14 protein-coding genes, 1 tRNA gene and 3 rRNA genes are annotated in these 20,186 nt (G+C 52.8%); 6 read left to right on the forward strand and 12 right to left on the reverse strand.

The window, feature by feature from the left end:
• The first annotated feature begins 386 nt into the window (after nucleotides 1-386).
• The gene (gene yihA, locus FZF21_RS21835; protein WP_003861913.1) at nucleotides 387-1,016 is read left to right on the forward strand and encodes a ribosome biogenesis GTP-binding protein YihA/YsxC; all 630 of its coding nucleotides are present in this window, start codon (nucleotides 387-389) and stop codon (nucleotides 1,014-1,016) included.
• 312 nt (nucleotides 1,017-1,328) lie between these two features.
• Here the strand turns inward: yihA and polA are convergent, their stop codons facing one another.
• Nucleotides 1,329-4,118, reverse strand: a complete 2,790-nt coding sequence (gene polA, locus FZF21_RS21840) for a DNA polymerase I (protein WP_045334285.1) — start codon at nucleotides 4,116-4,118, stop codon at nucleotides 1,329-1,331.
• Between the two features lie 439 nt (nucleotides 4,119-4,557).
• Between polA and FZF21_RS21845 the strand changes: the two genes are divergently transcribed.
• Nucleotides 4,558-5,466 carry an acyltransferase gene (locus FZF21_RS21845; protein WP_026094355.1) on the forward strand — a complete coding sequence of 303 codons (909 nt, stop codon included), beginning with the start codon at nucleotides 4,558-4,560 and terminating at the stop codon, nucleotides 5,464-5,466.
• A gap of 22 nt (nucleotides 5,467-5,488) precedes the next feature.
• Here the strand turns inward: FZF21_RS21845 and dsbA are convergent, their stop codons facing one another.
• From dsbA to FZF21_RS21860, 3 genes are all read right to left on the reverse strand, one after another.
• Nucleotides 5,489-6,112, reverse strand: a complete 624-nt coding sequence (dsbA, locus tag FZF21_RS21850; protein ID WP_015569896.1) for a thiol:disulfide interchange protein DsbA — start codon at nucleotides 6,110-6,112, stop codon at nucleotides 5,489-5,491.
• 27 nt (nucleotides 6,113-6,139) lie between these two features.
• Nucleotides 6,140-7,126, reverse strand: a complete 987-nt coding sequence (locus FZF21_RS21855; protein ID WP_023295647.1) for a serine/threonine protein kinase — start codon at nucleotides 7,124-7,126, stop codon at nucleotides 6,140-6,142.
• Between the two features lie 75 nt (nucleotides 7,127-7,201).
• Complete coding sequence (locus FZF21_RS21860; RefSeq protein ID WP_003861904.1) at nucleotides 7,202-7,471, reverse strand: YihD family protein; 270 nt, start codon at nucleotides 7,469-7,471, stop codon at nucleotides 7,202-7,204.
• A 68-nt stretch (nucleotides 7,472-7,539) separates the two neighbouring features.
• Here FZF21_RS21860 and mobA point away from each other — a divergent pair, with 68 nt between their 5' ends.
• Nucleotides 7,540-8,124, forward strand: a complete 585-nt coding sequence (gene mobA, locus FZF21_RS21865; protein WP_045334283.1) for a molybdenum cofactor guanylyltransferase MobA — start codon at nucleotides 7,540-7,542, stop codon at nucleotides 8,122-8,124.
• A complete protein-coding gene (gene mobB / locus FZF21_RS21870) occupies nucleotides 8,121-8,624 on the forward strand; it encodes a molybdopterin-guanine dinucleotide biosynthesis protein MobB (RefSeq protein ID WP_023295648.1) in 504 nt (167 codons plus the stop codon). Before mobA ends, mobB begins: the two co-directional genes overlap by 4 nt.
• A gap of 99 nt (nucleotides 8,625-8,723) precedes the next feature.
• Here the strand turns inward: mobB and rrf are convergent.
• From rrf to FZF21_RS21890, 4 genes are all read right to left on the reverse strand, one after another.
• A 5S ribosomal RNA gene (gene rrf / locus FZF21_RS21875) occupies nucleotides 8,724-8,839 on the reverse strand.
• A gap of 71 nt (nucleotides 8,840-8,910) precedes the next feature.
• Nucleotides 8,911-11,815: ribosomal RNA gene (locus FZF21_RS21880) — 23S ribosomal RNA — on the reverse strand.
• A gap of 192 nt (nucleotides 11,816-12,007) precedes the next feature.
• Nucleotides 12,008-12,083: transfer RNA gene (locus tag FZF21_RS21885), tRNA-Glu, on the reverse strand.
• 84 nt (nucleotides 12,084-12,167) lie between these two features.
• Nucleotides 12,168-13,709, reverse strand: a 16S ribosomal RNA gene (locus tag FZF21_RS21890).
• Together the 16S, 23S and 5S rRNA genes with 1 tRNA gene alongside form the textbook arrangement of a ribosomal RNA operon.
• A gap of 455 nt (nucleotides 13,710-14,164) precedes the next feature.
• Between FZF21_RS21890 and FZF21_RS21895 the strand changes: the two genes are divergently transcribed.
• Nucleotides 14,165-14,872 carry a FadR/GntR family transcriptional regulator gene (locus FZF21_RS21895; protein WP_003862405.1) on the forward strand — a complete coding sequence of 236 codons (708 nt, stop codon included), beginning with the start codon at nucleotides 14,165-14,167 and terminating at the stop codon, nucleotides 14,870-14,872.
• A complete protein-coding gene (gene mdtD, locus FZF21_RS21900) occupies nucleotides 14,869-16,302 on the forward strand; it encodes a multidrug transporter subunit MdtD (protein ID WP_023295649.1) in 1,434 nt (477 codons plus the stop codon). Before FZF21_RS21895 ends, mdtD begins: the two co-directional genes overlap by 4 nt.
• On the opposite strand, the gene rbsR is transcribed toward mdtD, so the two are convergent.
• The 4 genes from rbsR to rbsC all read right to left on the reverse strand — a co-directional run bounded on the left by rbsR (nucleotide 16,268) and on the right by rbsC (nucleotide 20,185).
• Nucleotides 16,268-17,260 carry a ribose operon transcriptional repressor RbsR gene (gene rbsR / locus FZF21_RS21905; RefSeq protein ID WP_003862402.1) on the reverse strand — a complete coding sequence of 331 codons (993 nt, stop codon included), beginning with the start codon at nucleotides 17,258-17,260 and terminating at the stop codon, nucleotides 16,268-16,270. The genes mdtD and rbsR overlap by 35 nt on opposite strands.
• Before the next feature lie 3 nt (nucleotides 17,261-17,263).
• Entirely contained in the window at nucleotides 17,264-18,193 is a 930-nt protein-coding gene (rbsK, locus tag FZF21_RS21910; protein WP_015570155.1) for a ribokinase, read from the reverse strand.
• A gap of 108 nt (nucleotides 18,194-18,301) precedes the next feature.
• On the reverse strand, nucleotides 18,302-19,192 hold the full coding sequence (gene rbsB / locus FZF21_RS21915) for a ribose ABC transporter substrate-binding protein RbsB (RefSeq protein ID WP_003862397.1): 891 nt from the start codon (nucleotides 19,190-19,192) through the stop codon (nucleotides 18,302-18,304).
• 27 nt (nucleotides 19,193-19,219) lie between these two features.
• A complete protein-coding gene (gene rbsC, locus FZF21_RS21920; protein ID WP_003862395.1) occupies nucleotides 19,220-20,185 on the reverse strand; it encodes a ribose ABC transporter permease in 966 nt (321 codons plus the stop codon).
• Between the last annotated feature and the right edge of the window lies 1 nt (nucleotide 20,186).

Here is a 20,186-nt window from a genome sequence, read left to right on the forward strand (position 1 = left end):
TTCCGTTTCCTGTTAAAAACGCCTCCAGGCGCCGGTCGTCCTGACAATCCTGAGTCTTCGCCTCCTGGCGCTCCTGACCCTTATCCTTAAGTCGTTATCCTGTTGGCATCCTCGCCCTGGCACACACTTTACCTTGTTCCCTTAAACTAACAAGCTATGAAAAGGTACAAAACCGGATTTTCAGATAATTACTCATTAATAACTCTTTGAATTTTAATATTTTGAGTTTTTTAGCGTCTGCGATTTCTCTTAAATTTCTCATACGCTTAAGGGCAGATCTCTTACATTCCGTAGGGCTTTCACTTACATGTCAATGACGAAGGGAAAAGCCTTTTGCCCGCATTCAGGTATAATCCCCGCAGATTACGATTTTTGGAGACGACCACGTGACTACCTGGAACTACCAACAGACGCATTTTGTCACCAGTGCGCCCGATATTCGCCACCTGCCCTCAGACACAGGGATTGAAGTGGCATTTGCTGGCCGCTCCAATGCGGGAAAATCCAGTGCCCTGAATACGCTCACCAATCAGAAAAACCTGGCGCGTACCTCAAAAACACCTGGCCGTACTCAGCTGATTAACCTGTTTGAAGTGGCTGAAGGCAAACGCCTGGTCGATTTACCGGGCTACGGTTACGCGCAGGTACCGGAAGAGATGAAGATCAAATGGCAGCGTGCGCTGGGTGAATACCTGGAAAAACGCATGTGTCTGAAAGGTCTGGTGGTGCTGATGGATATTCGTCATCCGCTAAAAGATCTCGACCAGCAGATGATTGACTGGGCGGTGGCAAGCGATATTGCGGTGCTGGTGCTGCTGACAAAAGCAGATAAGCTGGCGAGCGGCGCGCGCAAGGCGCAGGTGAACAAGGTTCGTGAAGCGGTGCTGGCATTCAACGGTGATGTACAGGTTGAACCGTTCTCCTCGCTGAAAAAGCAGGGCGTGGATAAACTGCGACAGAAGCTCGACAGCTGGTTTAACGATCTGGAACCGGCGACTGAAGCGGAAGCAGAGTAACAACAGGCGCGGCGATGACCGCGCTTTTTTTCGCCTGAAACTTTCTTTGCCGCAATAAAAAACGCCCCAGTCATTACTGACTGGGGCGGCTAAAATATTCAGCCAAATCCGATTACGTGAAGTAAAAGGTCTGAAAGATAGAACATCTTACCTCTGTACCCTACGTCGTTAACTCTACTCTTTTTTTATCGCTGGACAAAGCACTTTTTGTAGTTTTTTTTCATTCTTTACATAGGGAATTCTAATGATCGTCACAAAACGCGCGTACTTATGTTGCTTACTTACATAAAACGCGCGTTATTCCGATAACCCTTAGTGAGCCTGATCCCAGTTTTCGCCGCTACCCACTTCCACCAGCAACGGAACGTCCAGCTTCATGCTGTTTTCCATCAGTTCATGGATCTTCTGAGAGACCGTCTCCAGATCGTCTTTATGAACTTCAAAGACCAGTTCATCGTGTACCTGCATGATCATTTTCACGCGCGGTTTCTCTTTTTCGAGCCAGGCATCGACGGCAATCATTGCGCGTTTAATGATGTCCGCCGCAGTGCCCTGCATAGGGGCGTTGATCGCAGCACGTTCAGCACCAGCCCGGCGCGCGGCGTTGCTGGATTTGATGTCCGGAAGGTAGAGACGACGGCCATCCAGCGTTTCAACGTAGCCTTTCTCTTTCGCCTGTGCGCGGGTACGTTCCATATATTCCAGCACGCCCGGATACCGCTCGAAGTAGAGATCCATATACTTCTGCGACTCTTTACGCGGGATATTGAGCTGGCGTGAAAGACCAAAGGCACTCATGCCGTAAATCAGACCGAAGTTGATCGCTTTTGCACTACGACGCTGCTCGTTTGTCACGCTCTCCAGCGGCAGCCCAAACACTTCGGCAGCGGTTGCCCGGTGGATGTCCTTCCCTTCGGCAAAGGCCGTCAGCAGGCCTTTGTCGCGTGACAGGTGCGCCATAATACGCAGTTCGATTTGCGAGTAGTCCGCGGAGACAATCAGATAATCCTCTGGCGCAATGAAAGCCTGGCGAATACGGCGGCCCTCTTCATTACGCACCGGAATGTTCTGAAGGTTAGGATCGGTTGACGAAAGTCGCCCGGTCGCCGCCACAGCCTGGTGATAGGAGGTGTGCACGCGGCCCGTTTTCGGGTTGATCATCAACGGCAGTTTGTCGGTATAGGTCGATTTCAGCTTAGCCAGACCACGGTATTGCAGAATAACTTTTGGCAGCGGATAGTCCAGCGCCAGCTCTTCCAGCACCTCTTCAGACGTTGAAGGGGCGCCACCCGGGGTTTTCTTCAGCGGCTTGATACCCTGTTTTTCAAACAGGATGGTTTGCAGCTGTTTCGGTGAAGACAGGTTAAATGCCTCGCCAGCAAGCTCATGCGCTTTCTGTTCAAGCTCGGTCAGGCGCTGCGCCAGCTCACCAGAGTGGTTATGCAGCACCGTTGGGTCGATTTTAACGCCATTGCGCTCAATGCGGGACAGCACAGGCACCAGCGGCATCTCAATGTTCTGGAACACATTCAGCGGCCCTTCGTGCTTCTGCAATTTCGGCCACATTTTGAGATGCAGCTGTAGCGTGACGTCAGCGTCTTCCGCGGCGTAGCGGCCTGCTTCTTCCAGCGCGATCTGGTTAAAGGTCAGCTGATTTTTGCCCTTACCGGCAATTTCTTCAAAGGTGATGGTTTTGTGTTTCAGCCAACGATCGGATAAGGAATCCATATCATGGCGGCCCGCCACGCTGTCCAGAATGTAAGATTCCAGCATGGTGTCAAAAGCGATACCACGCAGCTCAATGCCGTAGTTTTGCAGAATACCGCGGTCGTACTTCAGGTTTTGCCCAACCTTCAGCACTTTCTCGTCTTCCAGAATCGGCTTCAGCAGTTCTAAGGCGCGCTCGCGGGAGATTTGCTCCGGCGCATCCAGATAGTCATGAGCTACCGGAACATAGGCTGCAATACCCGGCTCCGTTGCGAATGACAGGCCCACCATATTAGCCGTAATGTTATCAAGGCTGTCCGTTTCGGTATCGAAAGCAAATACTGGCGCTTTTTTTAGCTTTTCAATCCAGGCGATGAGCCGTGACTCTTCAAGGATGGTTTCATAGTTGTCGAAGGAGAGCGCTACCGCCTCTTCTGCCTGCTCTTCGGCATTGACAACGATGGTCTCTTTCGGCTTCGCCGCAGGTTTAGCCCCTTTCGCCTGAAGCCATTTCCCGGCTTCAACATCCGCGGTCCAGCGTTTAAATTCGTATTTTCTGAACAGGCCAAGCAGTTCGTCGGCGGCGGGTTCCTGCACTTCCAGTTGCTCGCAGGTAAGCTCCAGCTCTACGTCAGTTTTGATGGTGGCCAACTGATAGGAGAGATAAGCCACCTCTTTGTTATCGGCGAGCTTTCCGGCCATGGTTTTTGCGCCACGGAAGGTAAGACCGGCAATTTTGTCGGGTTCTGCATATAGCGTATCCAGCCCGCCCAGCCCTTGCAGCAGCGCCTGAGCTGTTTTTTCGCCTACGCCCGGTACGCCAGGAATGTTATCCGAGGAATCGCCCATCAGGGCGAGGAAATCAATAATGAGCTCTGGCGGCACGCCATATTTGGCGACCACTTCTTCCGGGCCAAGAATGGTGTTTGTCATGGTGTTGATCAGCGTGATCCCGGGCGTTACCAGCTGCGCCATGTCTTTATCACCGGTACTGATCAGAACCGGGCGGCCTGCTTTTTCCGCTTCGCGCGCCAGGGTACCAATTACGTCATCAGCTTCAACGCCTGAGACCGCCAGCAGTGGCAGCCCCATCGCTTTCACCATAGCGTGCAACGGTTCAATTTGCGCACGCAGATCGTCAGGCATAGGGGGACGGTGAGATTTGTAATGCTCAAATAATTCATCGCGGAAGGTTTTACCCTTCGCATCAAACACCACGGCCGCATGGGTTGGGTGGTATTGCAGAATCAGGCTGCGAAGCATATTCAGCACGCCGTACATTGCGCCGGTAGGTTCCCCTGCGCTGTTGGTCAGAGGAGGAAACGCATGATACGCCCGATACAGGTAAGAAGAGCCATCGACGAGTATAAGTGGGTTTTCTGGGATCTGAACCATAATGTCCGTGCCTTTTATGAATTTATGGGTAAAGGATGCCACAGAAGGATGAAAACATCAGGTTTTAGCGCTTTATACAGAAAAAGATTTTGCGATCGGGAAGATCGCTCGCAAAACAAAACTGTGGATAAGTTTGTGCATATTTTTAATACAGGTGAATAACAGCTTTATAAAAGTGATACTGAAAACTTATTTATATAATAAAATCAAGGCATTGCTATAAGATCACTTAAGATCGCGCTTCACTGATGTTTATTTAGTCTATGTGGATATAAGACTTAAGCACTCTGTCTATATGCAAAAATTCGCTGCCTGGCAGGAAAAGCCGCAGCCTCCTGGTGTGAAACCGCCCAGGTCTGAGCGAATTTCTGATAAGATCGGCGCCCAGCACCGGATAGCCGGCTGCTCAATTACAGCTAACTATCTGAATAAATTCATTATGTCGAGAATACTCGCAGCGATAACATTATGGTTAAGCGTCATTTTAACTATTCTGGTTACCATCGCCTGTTCTGTGCCAATCATCGTTGCCGGAATAATTAAACTTCTGCTGCCTGTCCCTCCGGTATGGCGCGCGGTGTCTGCTTTTTGTAATTTTATGATGTACTGCTGGTGTGAAGGGCTGGCGATCCTGCTGCATCTGAACCCCTGGCTGAAGTGGGATGTTCAGGGGCTGGAGAAGCTGAACAAAAAGAACTGGTATCTGCTGATCTGCAATCACCACAGCTGGGCCGACATCGTTGTATTGTGCGTACTGTTTCGCAAACACATTCCGATGAACAAATACTTTCTGAAACAGCAGCTGGCCTGGGTGCCTTTCATTGGACTGGCCTGCTGGGCGCTGGATATGCCGTTTATGAAACGCTATTCACGCAGCTATTTAATTCGTCATCCGGAACGCCGCGGTAAGGACGTGGAAACCACGCGCCGTTCTTGCGAGAAGTTTCGCGCGCATCCCACCACCATTGTTAACTTCGTCGAAGGATCACGCTTTACCGAAGAGAAGCGCCAGCAGACTCGTTCTCCTTATCAGAACCTGTTGCCGCCAAAGGCTGCGGGCATCGCAATGGCGCTCAACGTGCTGGGTGAGCAGTTCGATAAATTGTTGAACGTAACGCTCTGCTATCCGGAAAATGACAGGACGCCGTTCTACGATATGCTCAGCGGCAGGCTGACGCGTATCGTTGTCCGCGTTGATCTGATGCCCGTCAGCACTGAACTGCACGGGGATTATGTCAACGATAAAAACTTCAAACGTCGTTTCCAGCTTTGGCTTAATACACTCTGGAAAGAGAAAGACGAGCAGATAGCTAAGATTAAATCTTCATACAAAAACGCCGGTCAGTGACCGGCGTTTTTCTTTATGTTTGTTACTTTTTCTCAACCAGGTATTTCACGGTATCAGCGTACTGTTGTACGAAGATATCCATGCTGGTCGTGTCCATACCACGCATATTCACCTGGTATTTGCCGTTAACATACATCGCCGGCACGCCCTGCAACTGGAAGTCAGCGGCAGCTTTTTCCTGCTGTGCCACGAGAGATTTCACCACGAAACTGTTCCACGCAGCGTCGTAGTCTTCACCTTTAACACCGGCATCCACGAACACTTTACGAATATCTGCCGTAGTTTGTACGGTCTGGGTTTTCTGTACGGCTTCAAACAGAGGCGCGGTGATCTTATCTTCCACACCCAGCGCAATCGCGACCGCCCATGCCTGAGTCAGATCTTTACCCAGTGGGCCAAGGAACTCAACGTGGTATTTCGTCATTTTGGTGCCTTCCGGCAGCTTTTTCTTCACGTTGTCAGAAACATGAAGTACCTGCTCAAACTCGTAGCAGTGCGGGCAGTAGAAGGAGAAGAACTCCAACACCTGAGGCTCGCCAGCAACAGGCTTGTCCAGCGTAATGTACTGCTTGCCGTCGGTAAACTGCGCAGCAGTTGCGCTAAATGCCAGAATCATACCAGCCAGCGCCAGCCAAATTTTTTTCATGATTAACTCTCTCCTGGGTGTGTCCAATTAATACATCGGCGTTAATTGCAAAGGGGGTTCCTGTAGAACCTTAACCTGCGCGGTAAATGTGGATATCTGGTTGCGCCAGTAATCCTCCCCGGTAAGCCAGGGGAAATTTCGGGGAAAAGCCGGGTCTTCCCAACGCCTGATTAACCACGCGAGATAATAAACAAATCGCATCGCACGTAAAGGTTCTATCAAGGCAATTTCGTCTGAATTAAAGGGGCTAAATTCTTCATAAGCTTCAATTATGGTCTCAAGCTGCATGCGCTGCTCGGCTTTATCACCGTTGAGCAGCATCCACAGATCCTGCACCGCGGGTCCCATACGTGCGTCATCAAGATCGACAAATAGTGGGCCATCGCGCCAGAGAATATTCCCGGCGTGGCAGTCACCGTGCAGGCGCAGAGTAGTAATATCATCCCGCCAGCAGGCTTTTACAGCATCAATAAGCTTATCGGTCGCCGTGAGGAAATTATCCTTTAGCGCATTCGGGATCAGCGCCGATGTTTCGAATACCTGTCGCGGCTCAATAAGATATTCCTGAACACCAATCGTCGGACGGGCAACAAACGGTTTTTTACGTCCCGTCTGATGAATGCGCCCCAGATAGCGGGCAACCCATTCCATCTGATCGATATTATCTGCCTCAAACTGTCTTCCGCCCAGGCTCGGAAATACCGCGTAGTAAAAGCCCTGATGGGTCAGCAGCGTTTGGTTATTGAATTTAATGGGTGCCGCAACGGGAACATCGTCATCCAGCAGATCGTGGGCAAACTGATGCTCTTCCTGAATTTGTTCTGCGGACCAGCGCTGTGGACGGTAAAACTTTACGACAAAGCGCTGGCGCTCTTCGTCCTGAAATTGGTAGACACGGTTTTCGTAGCTGTTTAAAGGGGTTAACCCGGAATCCACCCGAATACCCTGTTCGAACAGCGCATCCATAATGGTATCCGGGTGTAGTGTCTGGAAAGTAAAAGCCTGGTCGTTCATCCGATCATCCGGAAATTATACGAATGATTCAGGATATCATCTTGTGGCGATTTCGGTGGCTCCGCTTACAAGCTTTTACTCTTTAATTACGCCTCGGGCACGCAGTAATGCGGTTTTAAAATCCTCTTCATAATCTTTCTGAATGCCAGGAATAACAGCATCTTTAGCCGAGTCACGCATTTTCAGGTGGTAGATCAGGATGTCGTCAGAAAGGTCTGCCAGTTCGCCATCAAAACCTGACTCTTTCGCCAGTTTCTGTAAAAATTGCATCAGATTCAGCTCTGGCTCTTTTTGCCAGGCCGGCTGGAGAAGCTCAATGACTTCATTAAGACGTTTACATTTCATGGTAGTGCTCCTTTCATTTAGAGAGACACGTTAGCAGGGTCAATCCCACAATAAAAGAGGCGATATTCGTGAATCAATGCCAGGAAATCATCGGAGTTGTTCTGGCCGGGGGCAGGGCAACGCGAATGGGCGGAAAGGATAAGGGGCTTCAGCTCCTGAATAACACACCATTATGGCAGCATGTTGCTGATACGCTTGCAGATCAGGTGTCCTCGATGGCGATCAGCGCTAACCGACATGTTGATATTTATCAGCGCAGCGGGTATCCGGTTTATCAGGATAACCTGGTGGACTACCCCGGTCCGCTGGCGGGAATGCTTTCCGTTATGCAGCAGTCGCATGGAGAGTGGTTTCTCTTTTGTTCATGTGATACGCCCTTCATCCCGTCCTGTCTGGTTGAACGTCTGATGCAGGGGCGCGATGGTGCTCCCGTCGTCTGGGCACACGACGGTGAACGCGACCATCCAACGATCGCATTGATTAATCGCTCGTTAATATCCGCGCTGGAAGATTACCTGGCCGCAGGAGAGCGGCGCGTCATGGTATTTATGCGTCAGTCCGGAGGGCATTCCGTTGATTTCAGCGACATGAAATCGGCGTTTGTGAATGTAAACACGACGGAAGATTTGCAGATAATGCAGGAGAAGAAATGATACCCGTATTAGCGATCTCTGCCTGGAGTGGCACCGGGAAGACTACGCTGCTAAAAAAACTAATACCTGCACTTTGCGCCAAAGGCATTCGTCCCGGATTGATTAAGCATACGCACCATAACATGGATGTCGATAAGCCGGGGAAAGATAGCTATGAGCTGCGTAAGGCTGGCGCTGCACAAACGATGGTGGCGAGTAACCAGCGCTGGGCGTTAATGACAGAAACACCGGATGAAGCACCGCTGGATCTCGCTTATCTTGTCAGCCGGATGGATCACTCCACGCTGGATCTGGTGCTGGTTGAGGGGTTTAAGCATGAGGCCGTGCCTAAGATCTTGCTGTTCAGAAACGGCGCCGGGCATGATGTTAGCGAACTAATGCTGGATGAGCATGTGATTGCCGTGGCCAGTGACGTTGCGTTGTCGCTGGAAGTACCGGTTCTGGATTTGAATAATGTGGAGGGGATTACAGCGTTTATTTTGGCGTGGTGTGCAGTCTGAGATCTGCCGGGTGGCGGCTTCGCCTTACCCGGTCTGCCGTTTTTCAGCAAACAAACGCAAAAAGGCCATCCTTCCGGATGGCCTCTTCACTTGTTTGATGCCTGGCAGTTCCCTACTCTCACATGGGGAGACCCCACACTACCATCGGCGCTACGGCGTTTCACTTCTGAGTTCGGCATGGGGTCAGGTGGGACCACCGCGCTACAGCCGCCAGGCAAATTCTGTTAATCTGTATCAGGCTGAAATTTGATTGTCTGTCTCTTCGCCAAAACACCTTCGGCGTTGTAAGGTTAAGCCTCACGGTTCATTAGTATCGGTTAGCTCAACGCATCGCTGCGCTTACACACCCGACCTATCAACGTCGTCGTCTTCAACGTTCCTTCAGGAGACTTAAAGTCTCAGGGAGAACTCATCTCGGGGCAAGTTTCGTGCTTAGATGCTTTCAGCACTTATCTCTTCCGCATTTAGCTACCGGGCAGTGCCATTGGCATGACAACCCGAACACCAGTGATGCGTCCACTCCGGTCCTCTCGTACTAGGAGCAGCCCCCCTCAATTCTCCAGCGCCCACGGCAGATAGGGACCGAACTGTCTCACGACGTTCTAAACCCAGCTCGCGTACCACTTTAAATGGCGAACAGCCATACCCTTGGGACCTACTTCAGCCCCAGGATGTGATGAGCCGACATCGAGGTGCCAAACACCGCCGTCGATATGAACTCTTGGGCGGTATCAGCCTGTTATCCCCGGAGTACCTTTTATCCGTTGAGCGATGGCCCTTCCATTCAGAACCACCGGATCACTATGACCTGCTTTCGCACCTGCTCGCGCCGTCACGCTCGCAGTCAAGCTGGCTTATGCCATTGCACTAACCTCCTGATGTCCGACCAGGATTAGCCAACCTTCGTGCTCCTCCGTTACTCTTTGGGAGGAGACCGCCCCAGTCAAACTACCCACCAGACACTGTCCGCAACCCGGGTAACGGGTCTACGTTAGAACACCAGCCATTAAAGGGTGGTATTTCAAGGTTGGCTCCACGCAGACTGGCGTCCACGCTTCAAAGCCTCCCACCTATCCTACACATCAAGGACCAGTGTTCAGTGTCAAGCTATAGTAAAGGTTCACGGGGTCTTTCCGTCTTGCCGCGGGTACACTGCATCTTCACAGCGAGTTCAATTTCACTGAGTCTCGGGTGGAGACAGCCTGGCCATCATTACGCCATTCGTGCAGGTCGGAACTTACCCGACAAGGAATTTCGCTACCTTAGGACCGTTATAGTTACGGCCGCCGTTTACCGGGGCTTCGATCAAGAGCTTCGCGTTGCCGCTAACCCCATCAATTAACCTTCCGGCACCGGGCAGGCGTCACACCGTATACGTCCACTTTCGTGTTTGCACAGTGCTGTGTTTTTAATAAACAGTTGCAGCCAGCTGGTATCTTCGACTGATTTCAGCTCCGCCCGCAGGGGCTTCACCTACACATCAGCGTGCCTTCTCCCGAAGTTACGGCACCATTTTGCCTAGTTCCTTCACCCGAGTTCTCTCAAGCGCCTTGGTATTCTCTACCTGACCACCTGTGTCGGTTTGGGGTACGATTTCGTGTTACCTGATGCTTAGAGGCTTTTCCTGGAAGCAGGGCATTTATCACTTCAGCACCGTAGTGCCTCGTCATCACACCTCAGCGTTAACAAGGTACCGGATTTACCTGGAACCTCCGCCTACATGCTTAAACCGGGACAACCGTCGCCCGGCTGACATAGCCTTCTCCGTCCCCCCTTCGCAGTAACACCAAGTACAGGAATATTAACCTGTTTCCCATCGACTACGCCTTTCGGCCTCGCCTTAGGGGTCGACTCACCCTGCCCCGATTAACGTTGGACAGGAACCCTTGGTCTTCCGGCGAGCGGGCTTTTCACCCGCTTTATCGTTACTTATGTCAGCATTCGCACTTCTGATACCTCCAGCATGCCTCACAGCACACCTTCAACGGCTTACAGAACGCTCCCCTACCCAACAACACATAGTGTCGCTGCCGCAGCTTCGGTGCATGGTTTAGCCCCGTTACATCTTCCGCGCAGGCCGACTCGACCAGTGAGCTATTACGCTTTCTTTAAATGATGGCTGCTTCTAAGCCAACATCCTGGCTGTCTGTGCCTTCCCACATCGTTTCCCACTTAACCATGACTTTGGGACCTTAGCTGGCGGTCTGGGTTGTTTCCCTCTTCACGACGGACGTTAGCACCCGCCGTGTGTCTCCCGTGATAACATTCTTCGGTATTCGTAGTTTGCATCGGGTTGGTAAGCCGGGATGGCCCCCTAGCCGAAACAGTGCTCTACCCCCGAAGATGAATTCACGAGGCGCTACCTAAATAGCTTTCGGGGAGAACCAGCTATCTCCCGGTTTGATTGGCCTTTCACCCCCAGCCACAGGTCATCCGCTAATTTTTCAACATTAGTCGGTTCGGTCCTCCAGTTAGTGTTACCCAACCTTCAACCTGCCCATGGCTAGATCACCGGGTTTCGGGTCTATACCCTGCAACTTAACGCCCAGTTAAGACTCGGTTTCCCTTCGGCTCCCCTATACGGTTAACCTTGCTACAGAATATAAGTCGCTGACCCATTATACAAAAGGTACGCAGTCACCCCATAAAGAGGCTCCCACTGCTTGTACGTACACGGTTTCAGGTTCTTTTTCACTCCCCTCGCCGGGGTTCTTTTCGCCTTTCCCTCACGGTACTGGTTCACTATCGGTCAGTCAGGAGTATTTAGCCTTGGAGGATGGTCCCCCCATATTCAGACAGGATACCACGTGTCCCGCCCTACTCTTCGAGTTCACAGCAAGTGTGCTTTCGTGTACGGGACTATCACCCTGTACCGTCGGACTTTCCAGACCGTTCCACTAACACACAAGCTGATTCAGACTCCGGGCTGCTCCCCGTTCGCTCGCCGCTACTGGGGGAATCTCGGTTGATTTCTTTTCCTCGGGGTACTTAGATGTTTCAGTTCCCCCGGTTCGCCTCGTTAACCTATGTATTCAGTTAACGATAGTGCAACGGATTGCACTGGGTTTCCCCATTCGGACATCGCCGGGTCAAGGGTTCATATCACCTCGCCGGCGCTTTTCGCAGATTAGCACGTCCTTCATCGCCTCTGACTGCCAGGGCATCCACCGTGTACGCTTAGTCGCTTAACCTCACAACCCGAAGATGTTTCTTTCGATTCACCATCGACTTGCGAAAATTTGAGAGACTCGAACACACATGAGCTGTGTGTCGTTTCAATTTTCAGCTTGATCCAGATTTTTAAAGAGCAAATATCTCAAACATGACTCGCAAGTCAGTTTTGAGATATGACGGCAGGTGACTTTCACTCACGAACCAGCAAGTGGCGTCCCCTAGGGGATTCGAACCCCTGTTACCGCCGTGAAAGGGCGGTGTCCTGGGCCTCTAGACGAAGGGGACGTACAGTCTCAATCGCAAGACGCCTTGCTATTTACTTTTCATCAGACAATCTGTGTGGACACTACAAAGGCAGGTTCTTTAAGGTAAGGAGGTGATCCAACCGCAGGTTCCCCTACGGTTACCTTGTTACGACTTCACCCCAGTCATGAATCACAAAGTGGTAAGCGCCCTCCCGAAGGTTAAGCTACCTACTTCTTTTGCAACCCACTCCCATGGTGTGACGGGCGGTGTGTACAAGGCCCGGGAACGTATTCACCGTGGCATTCTGATCCACGATTACTAGCGATTCCGACTTCATGGAGTCGAGTTGCAGACTCCAATCCGGACTACGACGCACTTTATGAGGTCCGCTTGCTCTCGCGAGGTCGCTTCTCTTTGTATGCGCCATTGTAGCACGTGTGTAGCCCTACTCGTAAGGGCCATGATGACTTGACGTCATCCCCACCTTCCTCCAGTTTATCACTGGCAGTCTCCTTTGAGTTCCCGGCCTAACCGCTGGCAACAAAGGATAAGGGTTGCGCTCGTTGCGGGACTTAACCCAACATTTCACAACACGAGCTGACGACAGCCATGCAGCACCTGTCTCAGAGTTCCCGAAGGCACCAATCCATCTCTGGAAAGTTCTCTGGATGTCAAGAGTAGGTAAGGTTCTTCGCGTTGCATCGAATTAAACCACATGCTCCACCGCTTGTGCGGGCCCCCGTCAATTCATTTGAGTTTTAACCTTGCGGCCGTACTCCCCAGGCGGTCGACTTAACGCGTTAGCTCCGGAAGCCACGCCTCAAGGGCACAACCTCCAAGTCGACATCGTTTACGGCGTGGACTACCAGGGTATCTAATCCTGTTTGCTCCCCACGCTTTCGCACCTGAGCGTCAGTCTTTGTCCAGGGGGCCGCCTTCGCCACCGGTATTCCTCCAGATCTCTACGCATTTCACCGCTACACCTGGAATTCTACCCCCCTCTACAAGACTCTAGCCTGCCAGTTTCGAATGCAGTTCCCAGGTTGAGCCCGGGGATTTCACATCCGACTTGACAGACCGCCTGCGTGCGCTTTACGCCCAGTAATTCCGATTAACGCTTGCACCCTCCGTATTACCGCGGCTGCTGGCACGGAGTTAGCCGGTGCTTCTTCTGCGGGTAACGTCAATCGACAAGGTTATTAACCTTATCGCCTTCCTCCCCGCTGAAAGTACTTTACAACCCGAAGGCCTTCTTCATACACGCGGCATGGCTGCATCAGGCTTGCGCCCATTGTGCAATATTCCCCACTGCTGCCTCCCGTAGGAGTCTGGACCGTGTCTCAGTTCCAGTGTGGCTGGTCATCCTCTCAGACCAGCTAGGGATCGTCGCCTAGGTGAGCCGTTACCCCACCTACTAGCTAATCCCATCTGGGCACATCCGATGGCAAGAGGCCCGAAGGTCCCCCTCTTTGGTCTTGCGACGTTATGCGGTATTAGCTACCGTTTCCAGTAGTTATCCCCCTCCATCAGGCAGTTTCCCAGACATTACTCACCCGTCCGCCACTCGTCAGCGAAGCAGCAAGCTGCTTCCTGTTACCGTTCGACTTGCATGTGTTAGGCCTGCCGCCAGCGTTCAATCTGAGCCATGATCAAACTCTTCAATTTAAAAGTTTGATGCTCAATGAATTAAACTTCGTAATGAATTACGTGTTCACTCGTTGAGACTTGGTATTCATTTAGTGTCCGAGGACATTAAGAATCCATGTCACTTTGAGTGCCCACACAGATTGTCTGATAAATTGTTAAAGAGCAGTGCCGCTTCGTTTTCGCTGCGGCGCGGGGTGTGCATATTACGCTTTCCCGCTTCAGAGTCAAGCGTTTGTTTTGCTTTTCTCTGCCGACCCGGCGGCTTGCGTGCCGTTGTTCCGTGTCAGTGGAGGCGCATTATAGGGAGTTCTTCTGAAGTGACAAGAGGAAATTTAAAAAAAGTTTCTGACCGTGTTTTTTTTCACCAAAAGCGATGAGATCCAGCTACAAATTGTTCTATTTGATGTATCTGCAACCACAATCACACCTGAGATGGCATAATTAACCGCATCAATATTTAAGGAATAAAAGCGATGCCATTAAGCGCACAACAGCTGGCAGCTCAAAAAAACCTGTCCTATGTGCTGGCAGAGAAACTGGCGCAGCTGATCTTAGCGGGTAAATATGCTCCAGGTAGCATCCTGCCCAGCGAGATGGAGCTGGGAGATCAGTTTGGCGTTAGCCGTACCGCCGTTCGCGAAGCGGTAAAAACATTAACGGCGAAAGGGATGGTGCTTCCACGTCCGCGCATTGGCACCCGCGTTATGCCTCAGGGAAACTGGAACTTTCTCGATCAGGAGTTACTCACCTGGTGGATGACCGAAGATAACTTTAATCAGGTCGTCGATCACTTTCTGGTCATGCGCAGCAGTCTTGAGCCTCAGGCCTGCCTGCTTGCCGCCACGCTCGGCACAGCCGAGCAAAAAGCGCAGCTCAATACTTTGATGGAAGAGATGGTGGATCTGAAAAAGCACTTTAACCGCGAGCGCTGGATAGCGGTCGATATGGCCTGGCATGAACATATCTATAATATGAGCGGAAATCCTTTCCTGACCTCCTTTGCTTCTTTATTCCATTCTGTGTACCACACTTACTTTACCTCTATTACGCAGGATGAGGTGGTGAAGCTGGATCTGCATCAGGCGATAGTCGATGCCATTCAGGAGAGCGACGGGCAGCGAGCCCTGAGTGCGTGCCAGGCGTTGCTGGCCGCGCCAACCCACCAGCAGGTAAATAAATGACAGAGAAAAAAGCACGCAGTATGGCCGGACTGCCGTGGATTGCAGCCATGGCGTTCTTTATGCAGGCACTGGATGCCACTATCCTCAATACCGCCCTTCCCGCCATAGCCCAAAGCCTTAACCGCTCCCCGCTGGCGATGCAATCCGCCATCATCAGCTACACCCTGACAGTGGCGATGCTTATTCCGGTCAGCGGCTGGCTGGCCGATCGTTTTGGCACACGCAAAGTGTTCATGCTGGCGGTGACGCTGTTCACGCTCGGTTCTCTGGCTTGCGCCCTCTCCACCTCTCTGACGGAACTGGTTATCTTCCGCGTTCTACAGGGGATAGGCGGCGCGATGATGATGCCCGTCGCGCGTCTGGCGTTATTACGCGCCTATCCGCGCAGCGAACTGCTCCCGGTGCTCAACTTTGTGACTATGCCTGGCCTGGTCGGCCCGATACTTGGCCCGGTTCTCGGCGGCGTACTGGTGACCTGGGCTAGCTGGCACTGGATCTTCCTGATTAATATTCCGATTGGTGTGGCAGGGCTGATTTATGCCCGCAAATATATGCCGAACTTCACCACGCCAAGACGCAGCTTCGATATGGGTGGTTTCTTCCTGTTTGGCCTGAGCCTGGTCCTGTTCTCCAGCGGGATGGAGCTGTTTGGCGAGAAAATCGTAGCGACGTGGCTGGCGATGGCCGTCATCCTCAGCGGTATTCTGCTGTTCCTTCTATATATACGTCATGCGCGTCGCCATCCGACACCGCTTATCTCTTTATCTCTGTTTAACACCCGAACGTTCTCCGTCGGGATCGCGGGCAATATTGCCTCGCGTCTGGGCACGGGCTGCGTACCGTTCCTGATGCCGCTGATGCTCCAGGTCGGTTTCGGCTATCCGGCCCTGATTGCTGGCTGCATGATGGCGCCCACGGCGATGGGCTCGATTCTGGCAAAATCGACGGTCACGCAGGTGCTGCGCTGGTTTGGCTATCGTAAGACGCTGGTTGGCGTGACGATCTTTATCGGATTGATGATTGCGCAGTTCTCCCTGCAATCTGCGGCGTTACCAATCTGGATGCTGATCCTGCCGCTGTTTGTGCTGGGTATGGCCATGTCGACGCAGTTTACGTCGATGAACACCATCACCCTTGCGGACCTCACCGACGAGAATGCCAGCAGCGGCAACAGCGTACTGGCGGTCACTCAACAGCTGTCGATCAGCCTCGGGGTTGCCGTGAGCGCGGCGGTACTGCGGTTTTATGAAGGGTTTGACGGTACAAATACCGTTGAGCAGTTCCACTATACCTTTATCACTATGGGCGCGCTTACCGTGGTATCGGCGGTGGTCTTTATGTTGTTAAAACCAAAAGACGGCCGGAACCTGATTAAAGAGCGTCACAAAGAGAAGGCTAAACCGAACCGCGTTCCATCAGAACAGGAGTAAGCTGCAAACGTTGCTGTTGCAGCGTGGGCTGGGCCATGCGGTGGATCAACACATCGATGGCCAGCTCGCCCAGTTCATCCTTCGGCTGATGGATGGTGGTCAGTGGGGGCGTCATGTAGCGCGCCAGTTCGATATCATCGTAACCGACGATCGCCATGTCGTCCGGAACACGTAATCCCGCCTGATACAGCGCCTGATATGCTCCGAATGCCATCGCATCGTTACCGATAAACACCGCCTGCGGACGCGGCTCTTGCGCCAGCAGTTTCTGCATTGCTTCAAATCCACCGTTAAATTCGAAATCGCCGGTGATGCGATAGCCATCAGGAATGGCAAGCCCCGCCCGTTCCATGGCCGAAAGATAGCCTTCCAGACGCAGGCGCGCCGGGGTTTTATCCAGCGGGCCGGTAATACAGGCAATGCGGGTATGACCTTTATCGATCAGATGCTGAGTCGCCATATCGCCGCCCAGCAGCGAGTTATCCTGGATCAGATCGCTGGTGCCGTCGAACGGCGCCCAGTCCATCATCACCGTGGGAATAGAAGGATAACGCTGGATGATCTCTTTCGAAGGTTGATGCGTTTCGGTACAGAGCAGCAGCAGCCCGTCGACGCGTTTTTGCATCAGCGTTTCCAGGTTACGGTTCATGCGCTGCTCATCGCCTTCGGTATTGCACAGCACCAGGCTGTAGCCGCGCTCGAAGCAGCTGCGCTCCACGCCGCGCACCAGTTCAGAATAAAAAGGGTTGGTACTGGCCGTGATCAGCATGCCGATGGTGCGCGTCTGGTTGAGCTTCAGGCTGCGGGCCAGCGCAGACGGCGCATAGTTGAGTTCTTTAATTGCAGCGTCAACTTTCTCCCGAATCGCCTCGCTGACGAAGCGATCGTTATTGATTACGTGGGAGACAGTCGAGGTAGAAACGCCCGCCATACGGGCGACATCTTTCATTGTGGCCAAGCGTTACCCCTGCTGACTTAAGAATTCATCAATCTCTTTACGCCATGGAACAGAAGGCTGAGCGCCTTTACGCGTCACCGCAATCGCAGCGGCGGCATGCGCGAAGCGGATCGCGTCATCCATTGCTTTTCCTTCCAGCAGCGCCGTTACCAGCGCACCGTTGAAGGTGTCTCCTGCGGCGATGGTATCAATGGCTTTGACCTTAAAGCCCGGTACGCGACGGCCTTCGCCATTGACGCTAGCCCACACCCCACGGCTGCCGAGGGTGATGATTACGGTGCCGATGCCTTTTTCATGCAGTGCAAGCGCGGCACGCGCGGCATCGTCATCATTTTCGACACGGATACCCGTCAGCTTTTCCGCTTCGGTTTCGTTCGGGGTGATGATATCCACCAGCGCCAGCAGCTCATCTGATAATACACGGGCAGGCGCAGGGTTAAGTACGACAGACGTATGATTTTCATGCGCAATTTTCGCGGCGGCCAGCACGCTTTCAACCGGTGACTCCAGCTGCATCAGCAGGGCTTCCGCTCCGGCGATGATTCCACGCTGCGCTTCGACGCGTTCAGTCGTTAACGCGGCATTAGCCCCTGCATGAATACCGATGACATTCTCACCTTCCGCATTGACGAAAATCAGCGCCACGCCGGTAGATTCCCCTGCAACCACGCTGACGGGTGCAATGTCGATGTTGTCGCTTGCCAGCTGTTTGCGTACGCGCTCGCCGGTATCGTCATCACCCGTACAGGCGATAAACGCGATATTCGCCCCGCTGCGTCCGGCGGCAACCGCCTGGTTTGCGCCCTTACCGCCGAACGCCACCTGATACTGATTGCCAGTGACGGTTTCGCCCGGAGTGGGGAACGTTTCAAGGTTAAGAATGTGATCGGCATTGATACTGCCAAGGACGACGAGGTTGCCTGCGGTTTTCATGTATTGAGGTGTCCATCTGAGAGCGCCACCGGTATTACCCGGTGGCGTATGCCACACTTTTCTTTTATTTGGTGTCCCTCAGGCAGCCAGCGACTGCCTGAATCGCCTTTACTGCTTAATGACCAGTTTCAGGTCAACAGGATATTTGGCCTGAACTTTTTCGCCCTTCAGCACTTTATCGGCAGTTTGCACGCCAGTCGCGCCAATTTGCTCAGGCAGCTGAGCGATGGTCGCAGCCAGTTTGCCATCATTTACTGCTTTTTCACCATCCGGCGTGCCGTCAAATCCGACAACCATCACATCTGATTTACCCGCAGTCTGGAGCGCACGCAGCGCACCGAGCGCCATTTCGTCGTTCTGTGCGAATACCGCCTGCACATCAGGATGCGCGGTCAGCAGGTTCTGCATGACGTTCAGGCCCTTTGTACGGTCGAAGTCTGCCGGCTGGCTCGCCAGCACGTTGAATTTGTGCGCCGCTACAGCCTGCTGGAAACCTTCACCACGTTCACGGGCCGCGGAAGTCCCGGCGATCCCCTGCAACTCGATCACTTTCGCGCCTTCACCTGCTTTCTTCGCGATGTAGTCGCCAGCGATTTTACCGCCCAGTACGTTATCAGACGCAATGTGGCTGACCACATCCCCTTTCGTTGCCTGACGGTCAAGGGTGATGACCGGGATCTTCGCCTGGTTTGCCATCTTCACGGCGTTACCGACCGCGTCGGAATCGGTTGGGTTGATCAGCAGGATTTTGGTACCACGAACGGTTAAGTCCTGAACGTTAGCCAGCTCTTTCGCCGGGTTGTTCTGAGAATCCAGCACCACCAGGTTGTAGCCCAGTTTATCTGCTTCTTTCTGCGCGCCATCCTTCAGAGAGACGAAGAACGGGTTGTTCAGGGTAGAGACAACCAGCGCGATGGTGTCCTTCGCCATGGCGTTAGCACTTACGGTTGCGCTCAGCGCGACAGCAGAAACCAGGGTAGCCAGTTTTTTCATGTTCATATCTAAGATGTCCTGTAGTGTCGTCAGTTACTGTTTTTTGTTGTCTACCAGTACCGCCAGCAAAATCACCACTGCCTTAACGATCATCTGGTAATAGGAGGAAACACCTAACAAATTCAAACCATTATTCAGGAAACCGAGGATCAGTGCGCCGATCAATGTCCCAACAATGCGACCTTTACCACCCGCAAGGCTCGTACCGCCCAGAACCACTGCCGCGATGGCATCCAGCTCATAGCCCGTACCCGCCGTTGGCTGCGCGGAAGAGAGGCGCGCCACTTCGATGATGCCCGCCAGAGACGCCAGCAGGCCGCACAGGGAGTAAACGATAATTTTGACTTTATTAACGCTAATACCGGACAGGCGCGTTGCCGCTTCGTTACCGCCCAGCGCATAGATATAACGACCCAGACGGGTATGGTGCAGCATGTACCATGCCGCCAGGAAGACGATAGCCATGATCCAGACCGGGGTCGGGACACCCAGCGGGCGACCGATACCGAACCAGCCAAACAGATCGGCGTTATCGGTAAAACCGGTATTAATCGGGCTGCCGTTGGTGTACACCATGGTCACACCGCGCAGCAGCAGCATCATCACCAGCGTGGCGATGAACGCCTGAACGCGACCTTTCGCCACAATCACGCCGGTTACGGCGCCAATTGCCGCACCTGCCGCCAGCGCAGCGGCAACGGCCACCAGCGCGTTGACCTCAATACCAACAATCGACGCGGCGATCGCGCCGGTGAGGGCCAGCAGGGAACCGACGGACAGATCGATACCCGAGGTCAAAATCACCAGCGTCATCCCCACCGCCATAATGGCGTTGACGGAGGTCTGCTGAAGAATGTTGAACAGGTTATTGACGGTAAAAAAGTTCGGGCTCATGGTCGAGACAATCGCGATCAGCACCAGCAGGGCAATCAGCGATTTTTGTTCCATCAGCCATGCCTTTGTGAAATAGCGGCGACCAGAAACAGCCTGGGTAGTCATC

Source organism: Enterobacter sp. LU1 (assembly GCF_008271405.2).
Taxonomy (GTDB): domain Bacteria; phylum Pseudomonadota; class Gammaproteobacteria; order Enterobacterales; family Enterobacteriaceae; genus Enterobacter; species Enterobacter hormaechei_C.